Origin of the sequence: Pseudoduganella aquatica, from assembly GCF_009857595.1 — a bacterium.
GTDB lineage: Bacteria > Pseudomonadota > Gammaproteobacteria > Burkholderiales > Burkholderiaceae_D > Rugamonas > Rugamonas aquatica_A.
Map to the genome: position 1 here is coordinate 1 of NZ_WWCU01000050.1, position 17,680 is coordinate 17,680.

At 58.6% G+C, this 17,680-nt stretch carries 12 protein-coding genes and 1 pseudogene; 7 read left to right on the forward strand and 6 right to left on the reverse strand.

The genetic code is table 11. The features are described 5' to 3' along the window. Window positions 1–5: 5 nt before the first annotated feature. The 4 genes from GTP77_RS30265 to GTP77_RS26930 all read left to right on the forward strand — a co-directional run bounded on the left by GTP77_RS30265 (window position 6) and on the right by GTP77_RS26930 (window position 6,101). Window positions 6–3,524, forward strand: a complete 3,519-nt coding sequence (locus tag GTP77_RS30265; protein ID WP_371869408.1) for a type VI secretion system tip protein TssI/VgrG — start codon at window positions 6–8, stop codon at window positions 3,522–3,524. 239 nt (window positions 3,525–3,763) lie between these two features. Continuing rightward, window positions 3,764–5,365 carry a type VI lipase adapter Tla3 domain-containing protein gene (locus GTP77_RS26920; RefSeq protein ID WP_161075238.1) on the forward strand — a complete coding sequence of 534 codons (1,602 nt, stop codon included), beginning with the start codon at window positions 3,764–3,766 and terminating at the stop codon, window positions 5,363–5,365. Between the two features lie 14 nt (window positions 5,366–5,379). Further along, window positions 5,380–5,682: a PAAR domain-containing protein gene (locus GTP77_RS26925; RefSeq protein ID WP_161075239.1), complete on the forward strand. Its 303-nt coding sequence runs from the start codon at window positions 5,380–5,382 to the stop codon at window positions 5,680–5,682. A gap of 122 nt (window positions 5,683–5,804) precedes the next feature. Continuing rightward, window positions 5,805–6,101: an addiction module antidote protein gene (locus tag GTP77_RS26930; protein WP_161075240.1), complete on the forward strand. Its 297-nt coding sequence runs from the start codon at window positions 5,805–5,807 to the stop codon at window positions 6,099–6,101. 53 nt (window positions 6,102–6,154) lie between these two features. Here the strand turns inward: GTP77_RS26930 and GTP77_RS31315 are convergent, their stop codons facing one another. From GTP77_RS31315 to dnaA, 6 genes and pseudogenes are all read right to left on the reverse strand, one after another. Beyond that, window positions 6,155–6,433: a DUF3427 domain-containing protein gene (locus GTP77_RS31315; protein WP_161075241.1), complete on the reverse strand. Its 279-nt coding sequence runs from the start codon at window positions 6,431–6,433 to the stop codon at window positions 6,155–6,157. Between the two features lie 26 nt (window positions 6,434–6,459). Beyond that, window positions 6,460–8,030, reverse strand: a pseudogene (locus tag GTP77_RS26940) (IS3 family transposase). A 79-nt stretch (window positions 8,031–8,109) separates the two neighbouring features. After that, the gene (locus tag GTP77_RS26945) at window positions 8,110–11,031 is read right to left on the reverse strand and encodes a DEAD/DEAH box helicase family protein (RefSeq protein ID WP_161075242.1); all 2,922 of its coding nucleotides are present in this window, start codon (window positions 11,029–11,031) and stop codon (window positions 8,110–8,112) included. Window positions 11,032–11,137: 106 nt separating this feature from the next. Beyond that, complete coding sequence (gene gyrB, locus GTP77_RS26950) at window positions 11,138–13,639, reverse strand: DNA topoisomerase (ATP-hydrolyzing) subunit B (RefSeq protein WP_161075243.1); 2,502 nt, start codon at window positions 13,637–13,639, stop codon at window positions 11,138–11,140. Between the two features lie 144 nt (window positions 13,640–13,783). Next, window positions 13,784–14,890, reverse strand: a complete 1,107-nt coding sequence (gene dnaN, locus GTP77_RS26955) for a DNA polymerase III subunit beta (RefSeq protein WP_161075244.1) — start codon at window positions 14,888–14,890, stop codon at window positions 13,784–13,786. A gap of 177 nt (window positions 14,891–15,067) precedes the next feature. Beyond that, entirely contained in the window at window positions 15,068–16,489 is a 1,422-nt protein-coding gene (dnaA, locus tag GTP77_RS26960) for a chromosomal replication initiator protein DnaA (protein ID WP_161075245.1), read from the reverse strand. A gap of 360 nt (window positions 16,490–16,849) precedes the next feature. On the opposite strand from dnaA, the gene rpmH reads away from it, so the two are divergent. Genes rpmH through yidD form a run of 3 tightly spaced genes read left to right on the forward strand, consistent with a single transcriptional unit; the run spans window position 16,850 to window position 17,678 of the window. Further along, a complete protein-coding gene (rpmH, locus tag GTP77_RS26965; RefSeq protein WP_082551811.1) occupies window positions 16,850–16,984 on the forward strand; it encodes a 50S ribosomal protein L34 in 135 nt (44 codons plus the stop codon). Between the two features lie 24 nt (window positions 16,985–17,008). Beyond that, window positions 17,009–17,419, forward strand: a complete 411-nt coding sequence (rnpA, locus tag GTP77_RS26970) for a ribonuclease P protein component (protein WP_161075246.1) — start codon at window positions 17,009–17,011, stop codon at window positions 17,417–17,419. 10 nt (window positions 17,420–17,429) lie between these two features. Continuing rightward, a complete protein-coding gene (yidD, locus tag GTP77_RS26975) occupies window positions 17,430–17,678 on the forward strand; it encodes a membrane protein insertion efficiency factor YidD (RefSeq protein WP_161075247.1) in 249 nt (82 codons plus the stop codon). The last annotated feature ends 2 nt before the right edge of the window (window positions 17,679–17,680 follow it).

Genomic DNA, 17,680 nt, shown 5'->3' on the forward strand with positions numbered 1-17,680 from the left:
AGCTGGTGCTGCGCGACGCGCTCTCCATCATGGACAAGCGCACCAACACCCGCGTGTTCCGCAACAAGGACGAAGTGGAAATCGTCCAGCTGATCCTGGACGAATGGCGGCTGGGGAACCGCATCGTTGGCATTTGCTTCAAGCACGAGCTGGCCGACTTCTTCGACACCATCAGCTACCCCAAGCGCGAATTCACCATGCAGCACAACGAGTCCGACGGCGCCTTCATCCGCCGCCTGCTCAAGCGGCGCGGCATCTCCTGGTACTTCCGCGCCGACCATGGCGAGCGCACCCTGTTCCACACCATGGTGCTGCTCAACCGCCCCGACAGCGTGCGCGAAAACGCCGCCGGCACTGTGCGCTACCACCGCGACAGCGCCACCGAAGAGCGAGACAGCATCACCTCCTGGAGCGCGGTGCGCACGCTGCAGCCCGGCAGCACCGCCACCCACAGCTGGGACTACCGCAACCCGCTCGGCGTGCACTTCATGAGCGTGGCCGCGCTGGGCGATGCCGACCAGGGCAGCAGCGGCCGCTGGATGGCCGCCAGCATGGATGACTACCAGGTACTGCCCCCGCACGCCGGCGACGACCATGAAGATCTGTTCAAACTCGGCCAGCTGCGCATGCAGCGCCACGACTACGAAACCAAGTGCTTCCACGCCGAAGGCAGCGTGCGCGACCTGTGCGTGGGCGAATACTTCACGCTCGAAGGCCACCCGGAGATCAGCAGCCACGCCGCAGAGGAGCGCGACTTCACCGTCACGGCGCTGCAGGTGACCGCGCAGAACAACCTGCCAAAGGCGCTGGCCGCACGCGTGGAACGCCTGTTCGCCCGCAACCGCTGGATGCGCAAGGATGCGGACTGCGCGCACGATGCGCAGCTGCACCAGGAGCTGGCCGGGCACGTGGCCGAAGGCAGCTCGCGCATGCACATCCAGTTCACCGCCGTGCGGCGCGGCGTCCCCATCGTGCCCGCCTACGACCCGCGCACCGACCTGCCGCAGCCGCAGATGCAAAGCGCCATCGTAGTCGGCCCGGAAGGCGAGGAAGTGCATTGCGACGAAATGGGCCGCGTAAAGATCCGCTTCCCCGGCACGCGTGCGCAGGACCATGGCGACCGCGGCTTGGCCGGCGCCAACAATGACGAATGCGACTCGGCCTGGGTCCGCGTCGCCTCCAACTGGGCCGGCAACGGCCCCGGCCACCAAAGCCAGTGCGGCACCCTGGGCCTGCCGCGCATCGGCAGCGAGGTGCTGGTGGCCTTCCTTGGCGGCGATCCGGACAAGCCGGTGATCGTGGGGCAGCTCTACAACCAGGAAGGTCTGCCGCCCGCGCTGAGCACGATGGATGGGCTGCCCGGCAACAAGCACCTGTCCGGCATCAAAAGCCGTGAAATCAAAGGCGGCCGCGCCAACCAGCTGCGGCTGGATGACACGACTGGCCAGATCAGCGCGCAGCTTGCGAGTGAGCACGGCCGGAGTGAACTCAACCTTGGATACCTTACCCACCCCAAGGAAGGCGGTCATGGCAAGCCGCGAGGCGAGGGTGCTGAGCTCCGAAGTGACGAGCACATAGCCTTGCGTGCTGCAAAAGGAATGTTGTTATCCACTTGGAACGCACTGCAGGGTAGTAGCCAACTGGAGCGAGGAGGACACCTTGCTTTGATGGAGGAGTGTCTAACTCTATTTCGTGCATTGGGCAATTATGCCGCTGATCATCAAGGCGTCAAACTGGACTCGAACCAACAAAATGAACTGCGTACTGCATTCGAAAAATGGGAAGGTGGAAGTAACACCCAACCTGGAGGGAATGGTGGAATCCCTGTTCTGGGAATAACAGCACCTGCCGGAATCAGCCTTGCTTCGTCTTCAACAATCGTTGGCTATGCCGGAAGCAATATCGATATGGTTGGAGCTCAAAACTTGCAACTGGCAGCCGGCGGTCGTTTGAACGTAAATGCGGGAAGAGGAATTGCGCTCTTTGCTCAAGACGGTGGCGTCAGTGCCATCGCTCACCAGGGAAACATGCTCCTGCAAAGTCAGCATGGCGACACTACGATCAACGCGTCTGGCGAGTTAAAACTGACCGCGAGTGAAGGTAAGCTAACAGCAGTTGCGGACGAGATCATGCTGGTGTCAAAAGGGGGGGCATTCATACGACTAGGCGAAGGCATCACGTTTGGTGCGAGCGGAGATCTTACCTTCAATGGCAGCGCTTTTCGTTTTGAAAAACCGGCCACCATGAAGGCAGAGGTGCCAGAGTTTGCGGCGGCGGCTCTCGTTCCGGAAGAGCTTTGTAAGCTTGAGAGCGACTTCGCCTTACAGCAGTTGACCGGTGTGGCAAGACGTTGCAGTGAAGGGGAATTCATAATCTTTGCCGCCCCTGTTTTCGGTTTCGATGTTCCTGCACCGGTGTACGTCAGCTTGTATGAAGCCCTGCGTGACGGCCGTATTCCTAATGCCCGAATTGTGGTCGTACAGGGTGGTGTCTACCCAGGGGCATTCGACACCGTAAAGCGCGAAATTGTTGTCCATCAAGGAGCTGCGTGCAAAGCCGCGAAAGATGCAGAGGCAGCTTGGGAGCTATTGACGGTACTCTTGCACGAATTCGGTCATCACATAGACTCAGTAATACGCGAAGACTTGGCTTCAAGCGAGGTGGAAGAGGCAAGCCCCTTGAAGACGGACGCGGAGGGCGACGAGGGGGCCAAGCTCGCTTATGCACTCGCATTTTTTGATTTTGAAAACAGTGTGGACACAGAGTTCGCACAGCTTGTATCGCAAGACTACTCCGGACCACTTCGCGTCAACTACAAAGATGCCCGGAACTATATCAAGCTTTCCCAAGATGACGAGGCGCAGCGGAAGGAGGGGAAATCCGGTGACCTTGAGTTGTTCGGAGCAAGTGGCGAGCATGTTAAGCAACGACCACTGGAATCGTTCGGCCATGAACAGATTGAGCAAGGATTGATTGCTGCCGACAAATTTGTCTTTGACCGCGACACAAGGCTACATGTCTACTTTGGCAATTGGCTACGTGATTATTCGCAAATTCTGGATCCGAAAATCATCCGTCCTCCCGGTATGCCAAAGGATCTGACGCGCTATATCTCACGCGATACACTCACTAAAGTGGTCGATGTTCTTGCAGAAGAAAAATTCGTGTTTGAGGCGGCAAGCAAGAAAGAGTTCGCGGTTACAAAGGAAAACCTGGGCGTATACCGGGCCGTTGAGCATATCGACAACCCAACGAATTTTGACACTAACCCACGGGACAACCGTGCCGTGGATGCCGACTTCGAGCCGCCCCCTTCCGCAACTTACCTAAGTATAGATGCAGGCTCGTCGATGAAGCACTACATCGCCGCATCGCGAGACTATATGACGACCGAAGCATGCGTTTCCCGGCTACTTCGAGTTGGACGGATACGGAATCGACCCCCAAACAGAATTTTGGGAAATCCGTGCTCGCATCAATCCCCGCCGCAATCTTCATTGCGATATAGGTGGGAATTGCGGTAGCACGGCGATCTTGCTGACATCGGGCGTAAAAATCTACCTAGATCTCTATAGGACTACAAGCCCGCGCGGCAAGCTTGCTACGGTGGTGATTGGCCGATAGCCAAGAGGTCTCATTGAGGAAAATTCTCAATACTACTCAAGCGGCGTATTGCCCGAGGGACTGCCAGTTCTGCCGGAAGGTTTGCCAGCCGATGTCATGTCGGAACTGAAGGCCTGAATACTAACTCCTAGGAGGCCACATGTCGAAAGCAGTGATGATCTTTTGGATCTGTTTGGGAGTGCTGATATTTTGCATCTACAAAATTTACGAGAACACTCATTCAAAATCTTCTTTGACGCCAGCCAAACTGTCGGCGGTTGTGTCCCCGAAAGCGGCAGATGCGCCAGGAGGAAAGGAGTATGTCTTGGAAGTGATTGGTCTGGGGGTAACGCTGGACAAGTATCGCCAGAAAGCCCTTTGGCAAGCTTTGGTGGACGGTAACGCCTACACGACGATAAGGGAGATGGATCCGAAGAAGTATCCATGGTCGGGGGACGACAAGGACGGTCTTTCCGGGGGGCACGAAGCAGCAAGCCTCGAAAATGGTGCGTTTCAATCGCCGCAGTTTTGGGGAACCCCAGTGTTCAATGCCGAGCCCTTGTGTCGTGCCCCTGAATATACGGACCGCCCGGAATTGCCACAAGGCGGTATGGTTGGCGGCTCCAGTATGTCCGGCATGATTACGCACTTGTTTGTTATTGCTGATCGAGAGTTGAGCGAGAGGCCGGATCGAATTGTAGGGAGGATATTTGAGTTTTTCGACAAAAACCCCGATGTGCCATACGTCGTTCTCACTTCTGAAGACAGTACGTCGACCCGAATCATGTATTCGCAATTGCGTACCGATAGGATCCGCAAGGACGAATACTCGGTCCCTGAAATGCCGGACTCATCTGCATTGTTCATCTTGGCCAGGCGTGAGCGCGTCGACTCAATGCGACCGTTTGTTTTTGAAGATGTCAGTGATGGCAAGAGCGTGGGATTTCAAAATCAGCATGGCATCGCTAGGCGTTTGTATCTCGCCTATCTAGACTTGCAGAAGTCAGTTCCGCAGCCATCGGGTAGCATTGGCCGCGAGCCCACCAGCGAAGAATGGCTCGCCGAGACAGCAAAATTCGCCGTCCGTCCCGAAATTCGTGGCACTGGTGCAATCAGCGTCCTGGACGCCACCTCCCTTTGGAAGCACCACCCACCCCGTGACTGGAAGCCCACTCCCTGGTTCCCAGTCCCATGGAACACCGACCAGCTCGAACGCTTCGATGCACTGCCGAGCCTTGGCTTCATCCATCGCCCGGTCTTCGTCAAGATGACCGACCATGAAGGCAAAGTAATTAAGCACCAGGTAGATCGCGAGGCCGCCCTGCACGCTGGCTGGCAGGAAGCGTTGCAGACCTTGCCGCAGGCAGAGCGCGCCGCGGGACCAGCGCGCGTGATTTTCTCCACCGCCAACAACCAGAAGCAATTGATCACCTTCCACGGCTTGCTCCGCCAGATCAAAGCCGACGGCGGCCCGGAGATCGACCCGGCCAAGTCCAACCAGTTCATCGACACGGACCGCCGGCTTGGCAACACCGGCGTCGCGACGTTCTTCATGCAGATGGCAATCGGCGTGATCGGCAGCTATCAGGAAGGCGGCGTCAGCGCCGCCTTCAACCTGCGCGACCCAAGCGAAGCCAGCATCATCCTCGTGACGCCACCATCGGAGGAAAAACGCAAATCCCAATACCACTCAATAGGCACCAGAATCCTGGAAAACACGACCCTCCCTCCTATTGATCCCAAAAATTACGAGCGTCCATAAGTAAAGGGCTAATCATGCGCAAGGTAATTTGCGCCGGCGACCCCACCTCGCACGGCGGCAAAGTCATCAACAGTGGAGCACCGCATTTCACGGTCGACGGCAAGCCCGTCGTCTTTTTGGGCGACAAATTCACTTGCCCCATTGTTGGCCACGGCGGTGTCTGCACTGTCATCGAAGGCGATTCCGAGCACACGATAGACGGCGTGCCAGTGGCGTATGAAGGCCACAAAACCAGTTGTGGCGCAGCGCTTATGGCAAGCGGCGATGCTTCACAAGGGCTAAGCCAGCGCCGCTACACTATCCTGGCATGCGGCTAAAATGAAGGCATCTGATGCTACGTCTGCTGACTACTTCCTTTTTTCCTACTGGCTGTTGAACCAGAAGGGCAGGGAGGCTATCGCTTAGCACGGCAACGATTGCGTGATATACGAGGTTTAGTATGAAAATCCAGCTGACGGAATGGGACGGCTCAAGGTATTTGCAGACGCGCGAGGACGTGGGCTTATACCTGACAGCTTGTTTTACTGAGGGCGGCAGCGACGCTGCCTTGCTTGCCCAGGCGTTGGACGATATCGCCCGCTCCTCTGGCTTGGCGCAACTCGCCCGGGAAAGCGGGATCGATGCCCATGAACTGGCTCAATCGCTTTCTCCAGGAGGGCATCCTAGTTTCGAAGCAGTCCTGAAATTAGTCAACATGCTTGGACTTCAGTTCAGAATCGAGCCATGCGCTGCATAGCTGACACAGAGCCGCTTCCAGAGCCCCCCTTGAAAGGGACCACTATTCTCCGCTTACCCTCCTTTTAGCACGCAAAATTTGCGGAATACTTCCATCGGCATTGGCGTCGAAAGATGCCATTCGATCGAGATCGGTCGGTCCCCTTGGTGACCGGCTAAGGTGACTGGACCAAGTGCGACAAAGGCATGTTCAGCGTCTTCACGCACGAAGAGTTGGAAAGTCCAGCCGTTGGTTGGGCTCTGCAGATATCGCTGCCCAGTTGCGTTCCTTGCGCTTGCCATGTTCTGTGATTGCCAATGGAATCGATCTGGACTGATAGCGGAAATTTTCAAGCTAGTTGTCGCCTAATTTGATTGGTTCAAGCTGCTTGTTTCAGTGTCAGTGGTTCCGCCTCCTTTTCGCTCTTCAATGAGTGTCCTTTCTCTGGGTTCAGATGCACGGTCTCGACCGGTTCCCAGTTGCGTACCTCGCCGCTCCAGCGGTTGGGATGCAAGGCCTTTGCGGCCACGTAGACGGCGGTTCGGTCGCGCAGCAGCGCGGCATCGAGTCCTGCATGGCGCTGCTCTGGCGTGACGAAGCCGATGGCGCTGTGCCGGTGTTCGGCGTTGTACCAATGGACGAAGGAGCCCACCCACTGGCGCGCGTTCATCAGGTCTGCGAACGGTCGCGCCGGATAGGCCGGGCGGTACTTCATCGTCTTGAACAAGGCTTCCGAATACGGATTGTCGTTGCTCACGGCAGGGCGGCTGAACGACGGCGCCACGCCCAGCGTTTGCAGCGTGGCCAGCATGGTCGCCCCCTTCATCGGGGCGCCGTTGTCCGAATGCAGCACCACCTGCTCGGGCGCGATTCGCTCACGCGCGCAGATGTCGCGCATCACCGCTCCCGCCAGCGCGCTGCACTCAGCGTCGTACACCTGCCAGCCGACGATTTTCCGGCTGAAGATATCCATGAACAAGTACAGGTAGAAATAGCTGCCCCTGACCGAACTGGGCAAGTAGGTGATATCCCAACTGAACAGCTGGTTCGGCGCGGTCGCGCTCAGCGCGCGCGGCTTGGCCCTCGGCTGGGACGGCTTCTCGGCGCGCCGGTGCGCCAGCTGACCATTGCGTTTCAGCAGGCGGTAGATGGTCGACTCCGAGGCCAAATACTCGCCGCGATCAGCCAGCCTGGGCACGATTTGACTGGGCGGCAAATGGCCGAACTCCTTCGAGTTGACGACCACCAGAAGACGTTCGCGCTCAAGCTCACTCAGCGCATTCACGGGATGCTGCACCCGTGCCGGTCGGCGGTCTCCCATCGCTGCTCGCGCGTCGTCTTGCCAGCGCTGCAGGGTGCGTTCGCTCAGATCGATGGCGGCGCATGCCTGCTCCTGGCGCGCGCCGGCAACCACCGCCTCGGCCACCAAGGCCATCACGTTTTGGCGTTGCGGAACGGCCGTCATTTTTCCTCGTCCTCCCACAACGCCCGGAACTTTTTTTGCAGCACCAACAGCGCCGCCGCCTCCGCCAATGCCTTGTCCTTGCGTCCCACTTCGCGTTTGAGCTTGGCCAACTCGTCCTTCAACGTGCGCAGCTCGCGGGCGCTCGGCGCCGGCTCCTTGGCTCCGGCGCAGAACGCTGCTTCCCAGCTCGTCAAATGGTGGGGAAACAGGCCGCGCGTCCGGCACCAGGCCTGCACGTCCTCGGCGCTCATGCCATGGGTTTCCCGCAACGCCGCCAATTGCTCCTGCGCTGTCCAGTCCTGCGGACGCTTTTCCGTCGCCTTCGTCGCGGCCGGTGTCGATAGTGATTTTTTCTTCATCCAGGATCTTAACGTATGGTGGCTAAGATGGAGTTCCTCAGCGACTGACGTGATGCTGCGCGAGCCGCGCGAAAACGCCTTGACCAGCGCCTGTTCGATAAATGCTTCTGTGTGTCTTGCTGTCATTCCTGCCTCGGTGGAGAGATGTCGGTTCCGAGGCGGCAACTGCATTTCGCGGTGCGCCAAACCCTTCGTCAAGTTCCAATCAAACCGATTGAATTACCCGACAAGTAGTCTGACACAGGGGGATAGCATAGTCGTGGTACTGGACGCGATCATGAAATCCCTCGCGCTTATCTAACGTAACGAACAGCAATTCGATCTTTTCCTTTGCTAATGGTAAGCAGCCTTCGCGGAACTGGGGTCTTGCCACGGCTGTTAGATGACCAGCAGCAGTCTGAATTTCGCGCCGCTCATATCGCGCATGCAAGGTCAGTGGCCAGTCTGAAGGCACGCCAGGTAGATGAACACCCTCCACCAGCGATTCATCCTGCAGCCAATTCACAATCTCAACCAGTTCTTGTTTCAGGGCCGGATGCTCGTTCATTAGTGCTAGGAAGGCGTGTGGATCAAGAAGGTCCTTGTCGTTATGTAGCATTTGATACGCCAGCATCTGTACCCGTTGCGTGTCAATCTCACCGGTCGATAGCACGGTGGTCCAGGCGTCCAGAGCGGCCGGATCATTGGCGTGCAATATCGATCCCATCCGTCGAATTAACTCGTCCTCTCGTGGACCTGGTGCTGGAAGTGGTAGGTTGATATCGCGCTTATAGCTGGTCCACGAGCGACTATTTTTGTAGATGTCTGCGATCTCGAGCTCGTTATCGCGCAGAAAGGTGCTCAAGGTCAGCGCTTGATTTCCCCGCTGTGCCGCCCAAGCGGCTAGCTCTTGCCTTAGACGTACCGCATTCAACTGCAACGCATTGCGTATATTCGTTAGTACACGCTCGCGCGACACGCGATCGAGCTGCAAATGGCATCCAGTTGGCAGGGATCCAAAACCATTCTCTAACGAGTTCTTAAGTTGGGCGCGCGTCTGGCCTGTGATGGCGCGGAGTAGTGTATCGAATCGGAATTCGGCGCTATGTATGCCTACAAAATCCAATACCAAGCAGTTCTCTTTTCCATCAGCTAGACGGAGTCCACGGCCAATCTGCTGTTGGAACACCACCGGGCTTTGTGTCGGCCTCAGCAAAAGTAGCGTGTTGATTTCCGGGATGTCTACGCCCTCATTAAAGAGGTCACAAGTGCAGATCAGCTTGAGCTTACCTGAACGGAGATCGCCGATGGCCTGGTCTCGTTGCTGGCTTGAGTCCGCACCGGTCAAGCTGCACGAGGGTAGACCAGCTTTTTCAAAGCAGGCGGCCATGAATTGGGCATGTGCTACGCTTACGCAGAACACGACACCCTTGAGCTTGCCGAGGTCTGACACATACTGCTGCAAGGTGTTCATCACGAGGCGGCTGCGAACCGTGTTGCTAGAGATGACTGCATCCAGCTGACCCAACTCCTCAGGCCGATTCCATTTGATCTTGCTTAGGTCTGTGTCGTCCGCTGTAGCGTAGTACTCGAATGGCGCCAGTAGTTGCTGATCAAGCGCATCCCACAAGCGTAGTGAAACTGCGGGCGTGCCATCAGGACGAGGATCGAAATAGGCGTTTAAGCTTTTGCCGTCAGAGCGCTCTGGCGTGGCGGTCAGACCCAACAGAATGGTAGGCTTCACAGATTTTGCGAACTGGTCAAAGGTTGCTGCCGGCAGGTGGTGTGCCTCGTCGATGATCACTACCCGCCAGTAATCGGCCCCCATTCGCTGCACTAGTCCGCGACTGTGAACCGTTGCGATCGTCGCGAACAAATGCTCATGTTGGGATGGCTGATTCTCTCCATCAAGCAGTTCACCAAAACTTGGCGAGCGCAGCACTTGTCGGAACGTTGCCAGTGCCTGCTTAAGAATCTGAATTCGGTGCGCAATGAACAGCAGCTTTGGCGGGCTACCTTCCTTACGCACCAAGCGTTCATAGTCAAATGCCGCCACCACGGTCTTTCCTGTGCCAGTTGCTGCGACGACTAAGTTGCGCATCCGTCCGTGGTGACGTTCTGCAGCAAGGCGTTCTAGCATCTCCGCTTGATATGGCTTAGGACGTAGATCGAACCAAGTATGGAGCACTATGGGTTCTGAAGCAGGGGCCTTGTGACCTGGCTGTGTGCGTTGTTCGTTCAACGCTTGTTTCAAAGCGGCTTGCTGAGCCACATCGTGCGGATCGTATGGCTGAAACTCGCCGTCATTCCAGAGCGTTTCAAAGTTCGCGCACGCTGCTTGATAGAGGTCGTTGTCGTTCGCCTCAGTGAATTTGACGGTCCATTCGATGCCACCAATCAGGGCCGCTTCCGATAGGTTTGCGCTGCCAACATATGCCGTGCCAAATCCTGTTTTCCGATGAAACATCCAGGCTTTGGCGTGCAGACGATTTCGGCGTCCGTCCAGAGAAATGCGTAGCTGAGCTCCTGGCAGCAACGCGAGCTCTTCTACTGCGCGAGCTTCTGTGGCGCCTATATAAGTCGTCGTCAGTATGCGCAGTGTGGTGCGGGGGATTCCATTTGCATCCAATGCGGTAGCTGCTTTAAGGATGTCTAACAGCTTGCGGACACCGCTCCAAGTGATGAAGCTAACTACAATGTCAACGCTATCTGTGCTGGATAGTTCGGCTCTCAGCTCATTCAGCAGAGAAGGATCATTGCGTGCTGCGGTAAATATCGATGGCCTGCGTAGGCCTGTTTGTGGCTGCACTGGGGCTGCATTCGGGGCATGTACTGAACTAAGCATGCGCAGCGGCGGCGAAGTGGGCACATCGTCTTCTTCTCTGTCATTCCGAGCGGCGCGCAGTAAATTTCCAATGAGCTTAAGTTCGGCATGTTCTTGCTCGTGCTTGCTCCCATCCTTGTCCGAAATTGCATCTAATATTTCGGATAGACGAGCGGTTAGCTCATTTAATAGATGCTCACGCCGCTCCGCCTTGGAGGGGATTCTAATTTGCGCGCAATTCGCGAACTCCATCTCGGAAAGCTCGGCAAGTTCATCATGACGAATCAGACGTTCATAAAGGCCGAGAGGGAGGGTATTGGACATTAGTTGCCTGAGGTTGGTGTTTTATAACATTGTAATCCGGCAATCGCCGATACAATAAAAAATGGCCTGAATAATCAGGCCATTTTCCAACTCAGACTAATAGTCTTTAAACGTCAATATTGCCCGCGCGCAGTGCATTCGTTTCAATGAACGCACGGCGTGGCTCAACATCATCCCCCATCAGTGTGGTGAAGATCTGGTCCGCAGCGATAGCATCCTCGATCTGCACCTTCAACAGGCGGCGCACCGTCGGATCCATGGTGGTTTCCCACAGCTGGCTTGGATTCATCTCACCCAGACCTTTGTAGCGCTGCTTGGATACCACGCGTTCCGCTTCGTCGCGCAGCCACTGCATCGCGTGGTGGAAGTCGACCACGGCGGAATCCTTGGTGCGCTCGCCTTCGCCGCGGCGGATCACGGCGCCTTCGCCGATCAGGCCTTCGAACGTGGCTGCCGCGTTGGCCAGGGTGGCGTAGTCCGCGCTCTGCACGAAGTCCGCGTCGATCGCGCACACTTTCACGTTACCGTGGTGCATACGCTCGATCCACAGCGCATGCTTCTCGCTCAGTTCGTCCGAGCGCACGGTCACGCGCACGGCCGGGTCGTTAATGCGGTCGGCCATGGCCTTGGCCGAGGCTTCGGCCTGCGCCAGCGTGTCCATGTTCAGCGTTACGCCGGTCATGATGGCGGTCAGCGCGGCGCGGTCGATCACGCGCGTCAAACGCATCATGATGGCGTTGGCGGTGTTGTACTGGCGTGCCAGTTCGGCCAGCGGCTCGCCCTGGATCACGTCGGCGCCTTCGCGCGGGGTCAGGGCGGCGGTGTTCAGCGCTACGGTCATCATGTAGCTGGCTTCTTCCACGTCGTCCTTCAGGTAGCGCTCGTCGCGGCCGGCTTTCACCTTGTACAGCGGCGGCTGGGCGATGTAGATGTGGCCGCGTTCCACCAGCTGCGGCATCTGGCGGTAGAACAGGGTCAGCAGCAGGGTGCGGATGTGGGCGCCGTCGACGTCCGCGTCGGTCATGATGATGATGCGGTGGTAGCGCAGCTTGTCGGCGTTGAACTCGTCCGGGCCGATGGAGGTGCCCAGCGTGGCGATCAGCGTGGTGATCTGCTCGGACGACAGCATCTTCTCGAAGCGCGCCTTTTCCACGTTCAGCACCTTACCGCGCAGTGGCAGGATGGCCTGGAATTTGCGGTCGCGGCCCTGCTTGGCGGAGCCGCCTGCGGAGTCACCCTCGACGATGTACAGTTCGCACAGCGCCGGGTCTTTTTCCTGGCAGTCGGCCAGCTTGGCGGACAGGCCCAGGCCGTCCATCACGCCTTTGCGGCGGGTCAGGTCGCGGGCCTTGCGGGCCGCTTCGCGCGCGCGCGCCGCTTCCACGATCTTGCCGCAGATGATCTTGGCGTCGTTCGGCTTTTCCATCAGGAAGTCGGTCAGCGTCTTGGCGACGATTTCCTCAACCGGGCCGCGCACTTCGGACGACACCAGCTTGTCCTTGGTCTGCGACGAGAACTTCGGCTCCGGCACTTTCACGCTCAGCACGCAGGTCAGGCCTTCGCGCATGTCGTCGCCGGAGATTTCCACTTTCGCCTTCTTGGCGAACTCGTGCTCGTCGATGTATTTGTTGATCACGCGCGTCATCGCGGCGCGCAGGCCGGTCAGGTGGGTGCCGCCGTCGCGCTGCGGGATGTTATTGGTGAAGCACAATACCTGTTCATTGTAGGCATCGTTCCATTGCATGGACACGTCCACGGAAATGGTGGTGTTCTGGTCCGACTGGCGCTCGCCGGTGGCCTGGAAAATGGTCGGGTGCAGCGTGGTCTTGGCCTTGTTGATGTATTCCACAAAGCCGCGCGTGCCGCCCTCGAACGCGAACACGTCTTCCTTGCCGGTGCGCTGGTCGGTCAGCTTGATGTTCACGCCGTTGTTCAGGAAGGACAGTTCGCGGATGCGCTTGGCCAGGATCTCGTAGTGGAATTCCACGTGCGTGAAGATTTCCTCGTCGGCCCAGAAGTGCACGTCGGTGCCGCGCTTGTCGGTCTCGCCGATCACCTTGATCGGGGACACGGCGAAGCCGTCCTTTTCTTCGATTTCGCGGTTCTGCGGCACGCCGCGCACGAATTCCATGTAGTGCACTTTGCCGTCGCGGCGGATGGTCAGCTTGAGCAGCTTGGACAGCGCGTTCACGCACGATACGCCCACGCCGTGCAGGCCGCCGGACACCTTGTACGAGTTCTGGTCGAACTTGCCACCGGCGTGCAGCTCGGTCATGACGATTTCAGCGGCCGAGCGTTTCGGGTCGTGCTTGTCGTCCATCTTCAGGCCAGTCGGCACGCCGCGGCCGTTGTCGGTGATGGAGATCGAGTTGTCGGAGTGGATGGTGACGTGGATCTCGGTGCAGTGGCCGGCCAGCGATTCGTCGATGGAGTTGTCCAGCACTTCGAACACCAGGTGGTGCAGGCCGGTGCCGTCCGAGGTGTCGCCAATGTACATGCCGGGACGCTTGCGCACGGCTTCGAGGCCTTCCAGGATCTGAATGGACGCGGCGCCGTATTCTTCCACCTTGGCGGCCGGGATCGGTTGTTCGTTTTGGCTCTCGGACATGGACTGCTTTCTCTGTAATCTTGTTGACTCGGTGCTGCGGTTGGCGGGTTACGGCGCCTGGCGCCTAACCCGCCCTACGTGCCATCGGCTTGTCGTGGGCAATGCGTAGCGCGGGTTAGGCGGAACGCCGTAACCCGCCGCTGCTTAAATGCGCATCGGCATCACAACGTACTTGAAGTCGGCATTGTCGGGGATCGAAATCAGGGCGGACGAGTTGGAGTCGCCCAGCGCGATGTTGATCTGGTCGCACTTCAGGTTGTTCAGCACGTCCAGCAGGTAGGTCACGTTGAAGCCGATGTCCACGCTCACGCCGCCGTAGTCGATTTCCAGTTCCTCGACCGCTTCTTCCTGGTCGGCATTGGTGGAGCTGATCTTCAGGCTGCCCGGGGTGATGATGCAGCGCACGCCCTTGAACTTGTCGCTGGTCATGATGGCGGCGCGCTGCAGCGAGCGCAGCAGCTCGTCGCGGCCGATGGTGAAGTCGTTGCTGTAGCCCTTGGGGATCACGCGCGTGTAGTCGGGGAACTTGCCTTCCACCAGCTTCGAGATCAGCTCGATGTCGGCAAAGGTCAGTTTCACCTGGTTGGCGGCGATGTCCAGCTGCACCGGCTCGTCGTTCTCTTCCAGCAGGCGCTGCAGTTCGATAATGGTCTTGCGCGGAATAATCACTTCCTGGCGCTCGAAGGCCTGCTCGGTTTCCACCTGGCAGAAGGCCAGGCGGTGGCCGTCGGTGGCCACGGCGATCACGTTTTTACCGTCCAGCACCAGCAGCAGGCCGTTCAGGTAGTAGCGGATGTCCTGCTGCGCCATCGAGAAGTGCACCATGTTGAACAGGTGCTTCAGCGTTTTTTGCGGCAGCGTGAAGGAGGCGTTGTAGCTTTCCGCTTCCTGCACGGTCGGGAATTCCTCGGCCGCCAGGGTTTGCAGGGCGAAGCGCGATTTGCCGGTTTGCACGGTCAGGCGCTTGTTCAGCAGCGTCATGGTGACGTCGCCGGACTCGGGCAGGGCGCGCAGGATGTCCAGCAGCTTGCGCGCGGCCACGGTGGTGCCGGTCACGTCGCTGCCGGAACCGATGGCGGCGTTGGTCGTGATCTGCACTTCGGTGTCGGTAGACAGGAACGAGACGCTTTCGCCGTCCTTGCGGATGAGGATATTGGCCAGAATCGGCATGGTGTGCCGACGCTCGACAATACCGCTCACGATCTGCAGTGGCCGGAGTAGCGTATCTCGGGTGGTTTTGACCAATTGCATATTTATCCTCAATATCAAAAATTAACGATACAAACTTGTTGCTGGGCTTGCCAGATTTTAATGGCAAACCGGCGCTTTGGGGCGGCTCTGGCGGGTTACGCGCTGCGCGCTAACCCGCCCTACGATATGGCTTGCACGCCGTAGGGCGGGTTAGGCGCAGCCGTAACCCGCCACGCATCAACCTTTCAGCGTCTGCTCCAGGACGTGCAGCTCGTGGTTGCACTCCGGATTCTTGGTGCGGTCCAGCGCGATCTTGCGCACGGCGTGCAGCACGGTCGTGTGGTCGCGGCCGCCGAACAGCTCGCCGATCTCGGGCAGGCTCTTCTGCGTCAGTTCCTTGGCCAGATACATGGCAATCTGGCGCGGACGGGCGATATTCGCCGGGCGGCGTTTGGAATACATGTCCGCCACCTTGATGTTGAAGAAGTCCGCCACCGTCTTCTGGATGTTTTCCACCGAAATCTGGCGGTTCTGCACCGACAGCAAGTCCTTCAGCGCTTCCTTCACGATGTCGATCGTGATGTCCTTGCCGTGGAAGCGCGAGTACGCCAGGATCTTGCGCAGCGCGCCTTCCAGCTCGCGCACGTTGGAGCGCAGGTGCTTGGCCACGAAGAAGGCCACGTCGTCCGAGAAGGTCACGCCTTCCTGCTTGGCTTTCTTCAGCAGGATCGCCACCCGCATTTCCAGCTCGGGCGGCTCAATCGCCACCGTCAGGCCGGAGTCGAAGCGCGAGATCAGGCGGTCGTCCATGCCGGTAATCTCTTTCGGATAGGTATCCGAGGTGATGATGATCTGCTTCTTGGCTGCGATCAGCGCTTCAAACGCGTAGAAGAATTCCTCTTGCGTACGGCTCTTGCCGCCAAAGAACTGAATATCATCGATCAGCAGCATGTCCAGCGAGTGGTAGTAATGCTTGAAGTCGTCGAAACCCTTGCGCTGGTAAGCGGTCACTACGTCGCGGACATACTGTTCCGCGTGGATGTAGCGGATGCGCGCGCCCGGCTGGTCGGCCATCACCTGGTTGCCGATGGCGTGTATCAAGTGGGTCTTGCCCAGGCCCACGCCGCCGTAGAAGAACAGCGGGTTGTAGCTCACGCCCGGGTTGTTGGCCACCTGGATGGCGGCGGCGCGCGCCAGCTGGTTGGCTTTACCGGTGACGAAACTGTCGAAGGTCAGGTCGGTGTTGACGCGGCTCTGCTCGCGGCGCGGCGAATTGCCGATGTTGTACTCGGGCGAGCCCGGGCTGGCGGCGGCCTGGTCGCTGGCGCGCTGGGCGCTCATGTCCGGCACCGACGGCGCGCTGCTGTGGATAATGCCGGCGTTCGACACCGGCGCGGCCGGTTTGCGCGCCGCGTTCAGACGCGGGTCCAGCACAAACTGCACTTCGGTCGGCGCTTCCCAATATTGGCAAGCGAGCGCGGTGATGCGGCTGGCGAACTGGGACTTCACCCAATCGAGCTTGAAGCGGTTGGGCGCAGCAACGCGCAGCTTGCCATCCTCGTAGTCGAGGGGCACCAGCGGCTTAATCCAGGCACTGAATTGTTGCGGCGTCAGCTCCAGCTCCAGTTGAGCGGAACAGGTCTGCCAGAAATTTTCCATTAATCGTCTATCTGTAAGGGTGCGCAAGGGCGCTTATGCGCTGCGCGTAACACGCTATTCTAACCCCGAAGTCCGAAGTTATCCACAGGCATGACGCGAATTTTTGCATGCGGGCGGCCGCCGGCGGCGGCAAAAGGCTGAGCCGGAGGTTGACAAGCGGGGGTGAAATGCTGATAATTCAGGGTTCCCCGCCCGTATGCCGTGTTTAAACCACAATATGGAGTAAGCGTGGATTAAAGCGGGCGATGAGATGGACCCAGCTGTGCCGGACGGCATAGGTGCGCGAAATGTCATTGGCACCAATAAAGACGGGACGTTTTTCCCGATTTTGTATTTTTTTGCTTTTTCAGCGAGACCAACATGAAACGTACTTACCAACCTTCCGTTGTACGCCGTAAGCGTACCCACGGCTTCCGCGCACGTATGGCTACCCGTGGTGGCCGCGCAGTTCTGAATGCACGCCGCGGCAAAGGCCGCAAGCGTCTGGCTGTATAAGCCATCCGCTTGTTAGCTGATCGCGTGGAAAGCTGTACTTCAAACGGCTCGACAGGCGAAGGTTCACACGACTTCGCACGCGCTCGGCGCATCGTTAAAACGGATGAATTTTCATCCGTTTTTCGTTTGCGCCCTGCACAAAAGAGTGCGCACTTCGTGCTGTACACCCGACCCAACCAGTTGCCGCATGCGCGGCTGGGCGTCGTGGTGGCCAAGCGTTTTGCGCCGCGCGCCGTCACGCGCAACACCATCAAACGCGTCACCCGCGAACTGTTCCGCGTGACCGGCCTGCCTGCTATCGACTGCGTGGTGCGCTTGTCCCGCCCGGTCAACAGCAAGGACGGCCCGGCCACCACGGCCCAGCTCAAGGCGGAACTGCGCCAGGAGCTTACGCGCCTGTTCGCATCGCAGAACAAGGCCCGGCCCGCCAAATGAGCACGCTGCCATGAGCAAACTGCTGACCCTGCTGCTGCGCTTTTACCAGCTGGCCATCAGTCCCATGCTGGGGCCGCGTTGCCGTTTCTATCCCAGCTGCTCGAATTACGCCCTGGAAGCGCTGCGCGTCCACGGCGCCGCGCGCGGCAGCTGGCTGGCGGCGCGCCGCGTTTGCCGCTGCCATCCCTGGAATGCGGGCGGGCTTGATCCCGTCCCAGCCAAGAATTCCTCGACCGCTTGCGGTTGCAACCACACCTGATA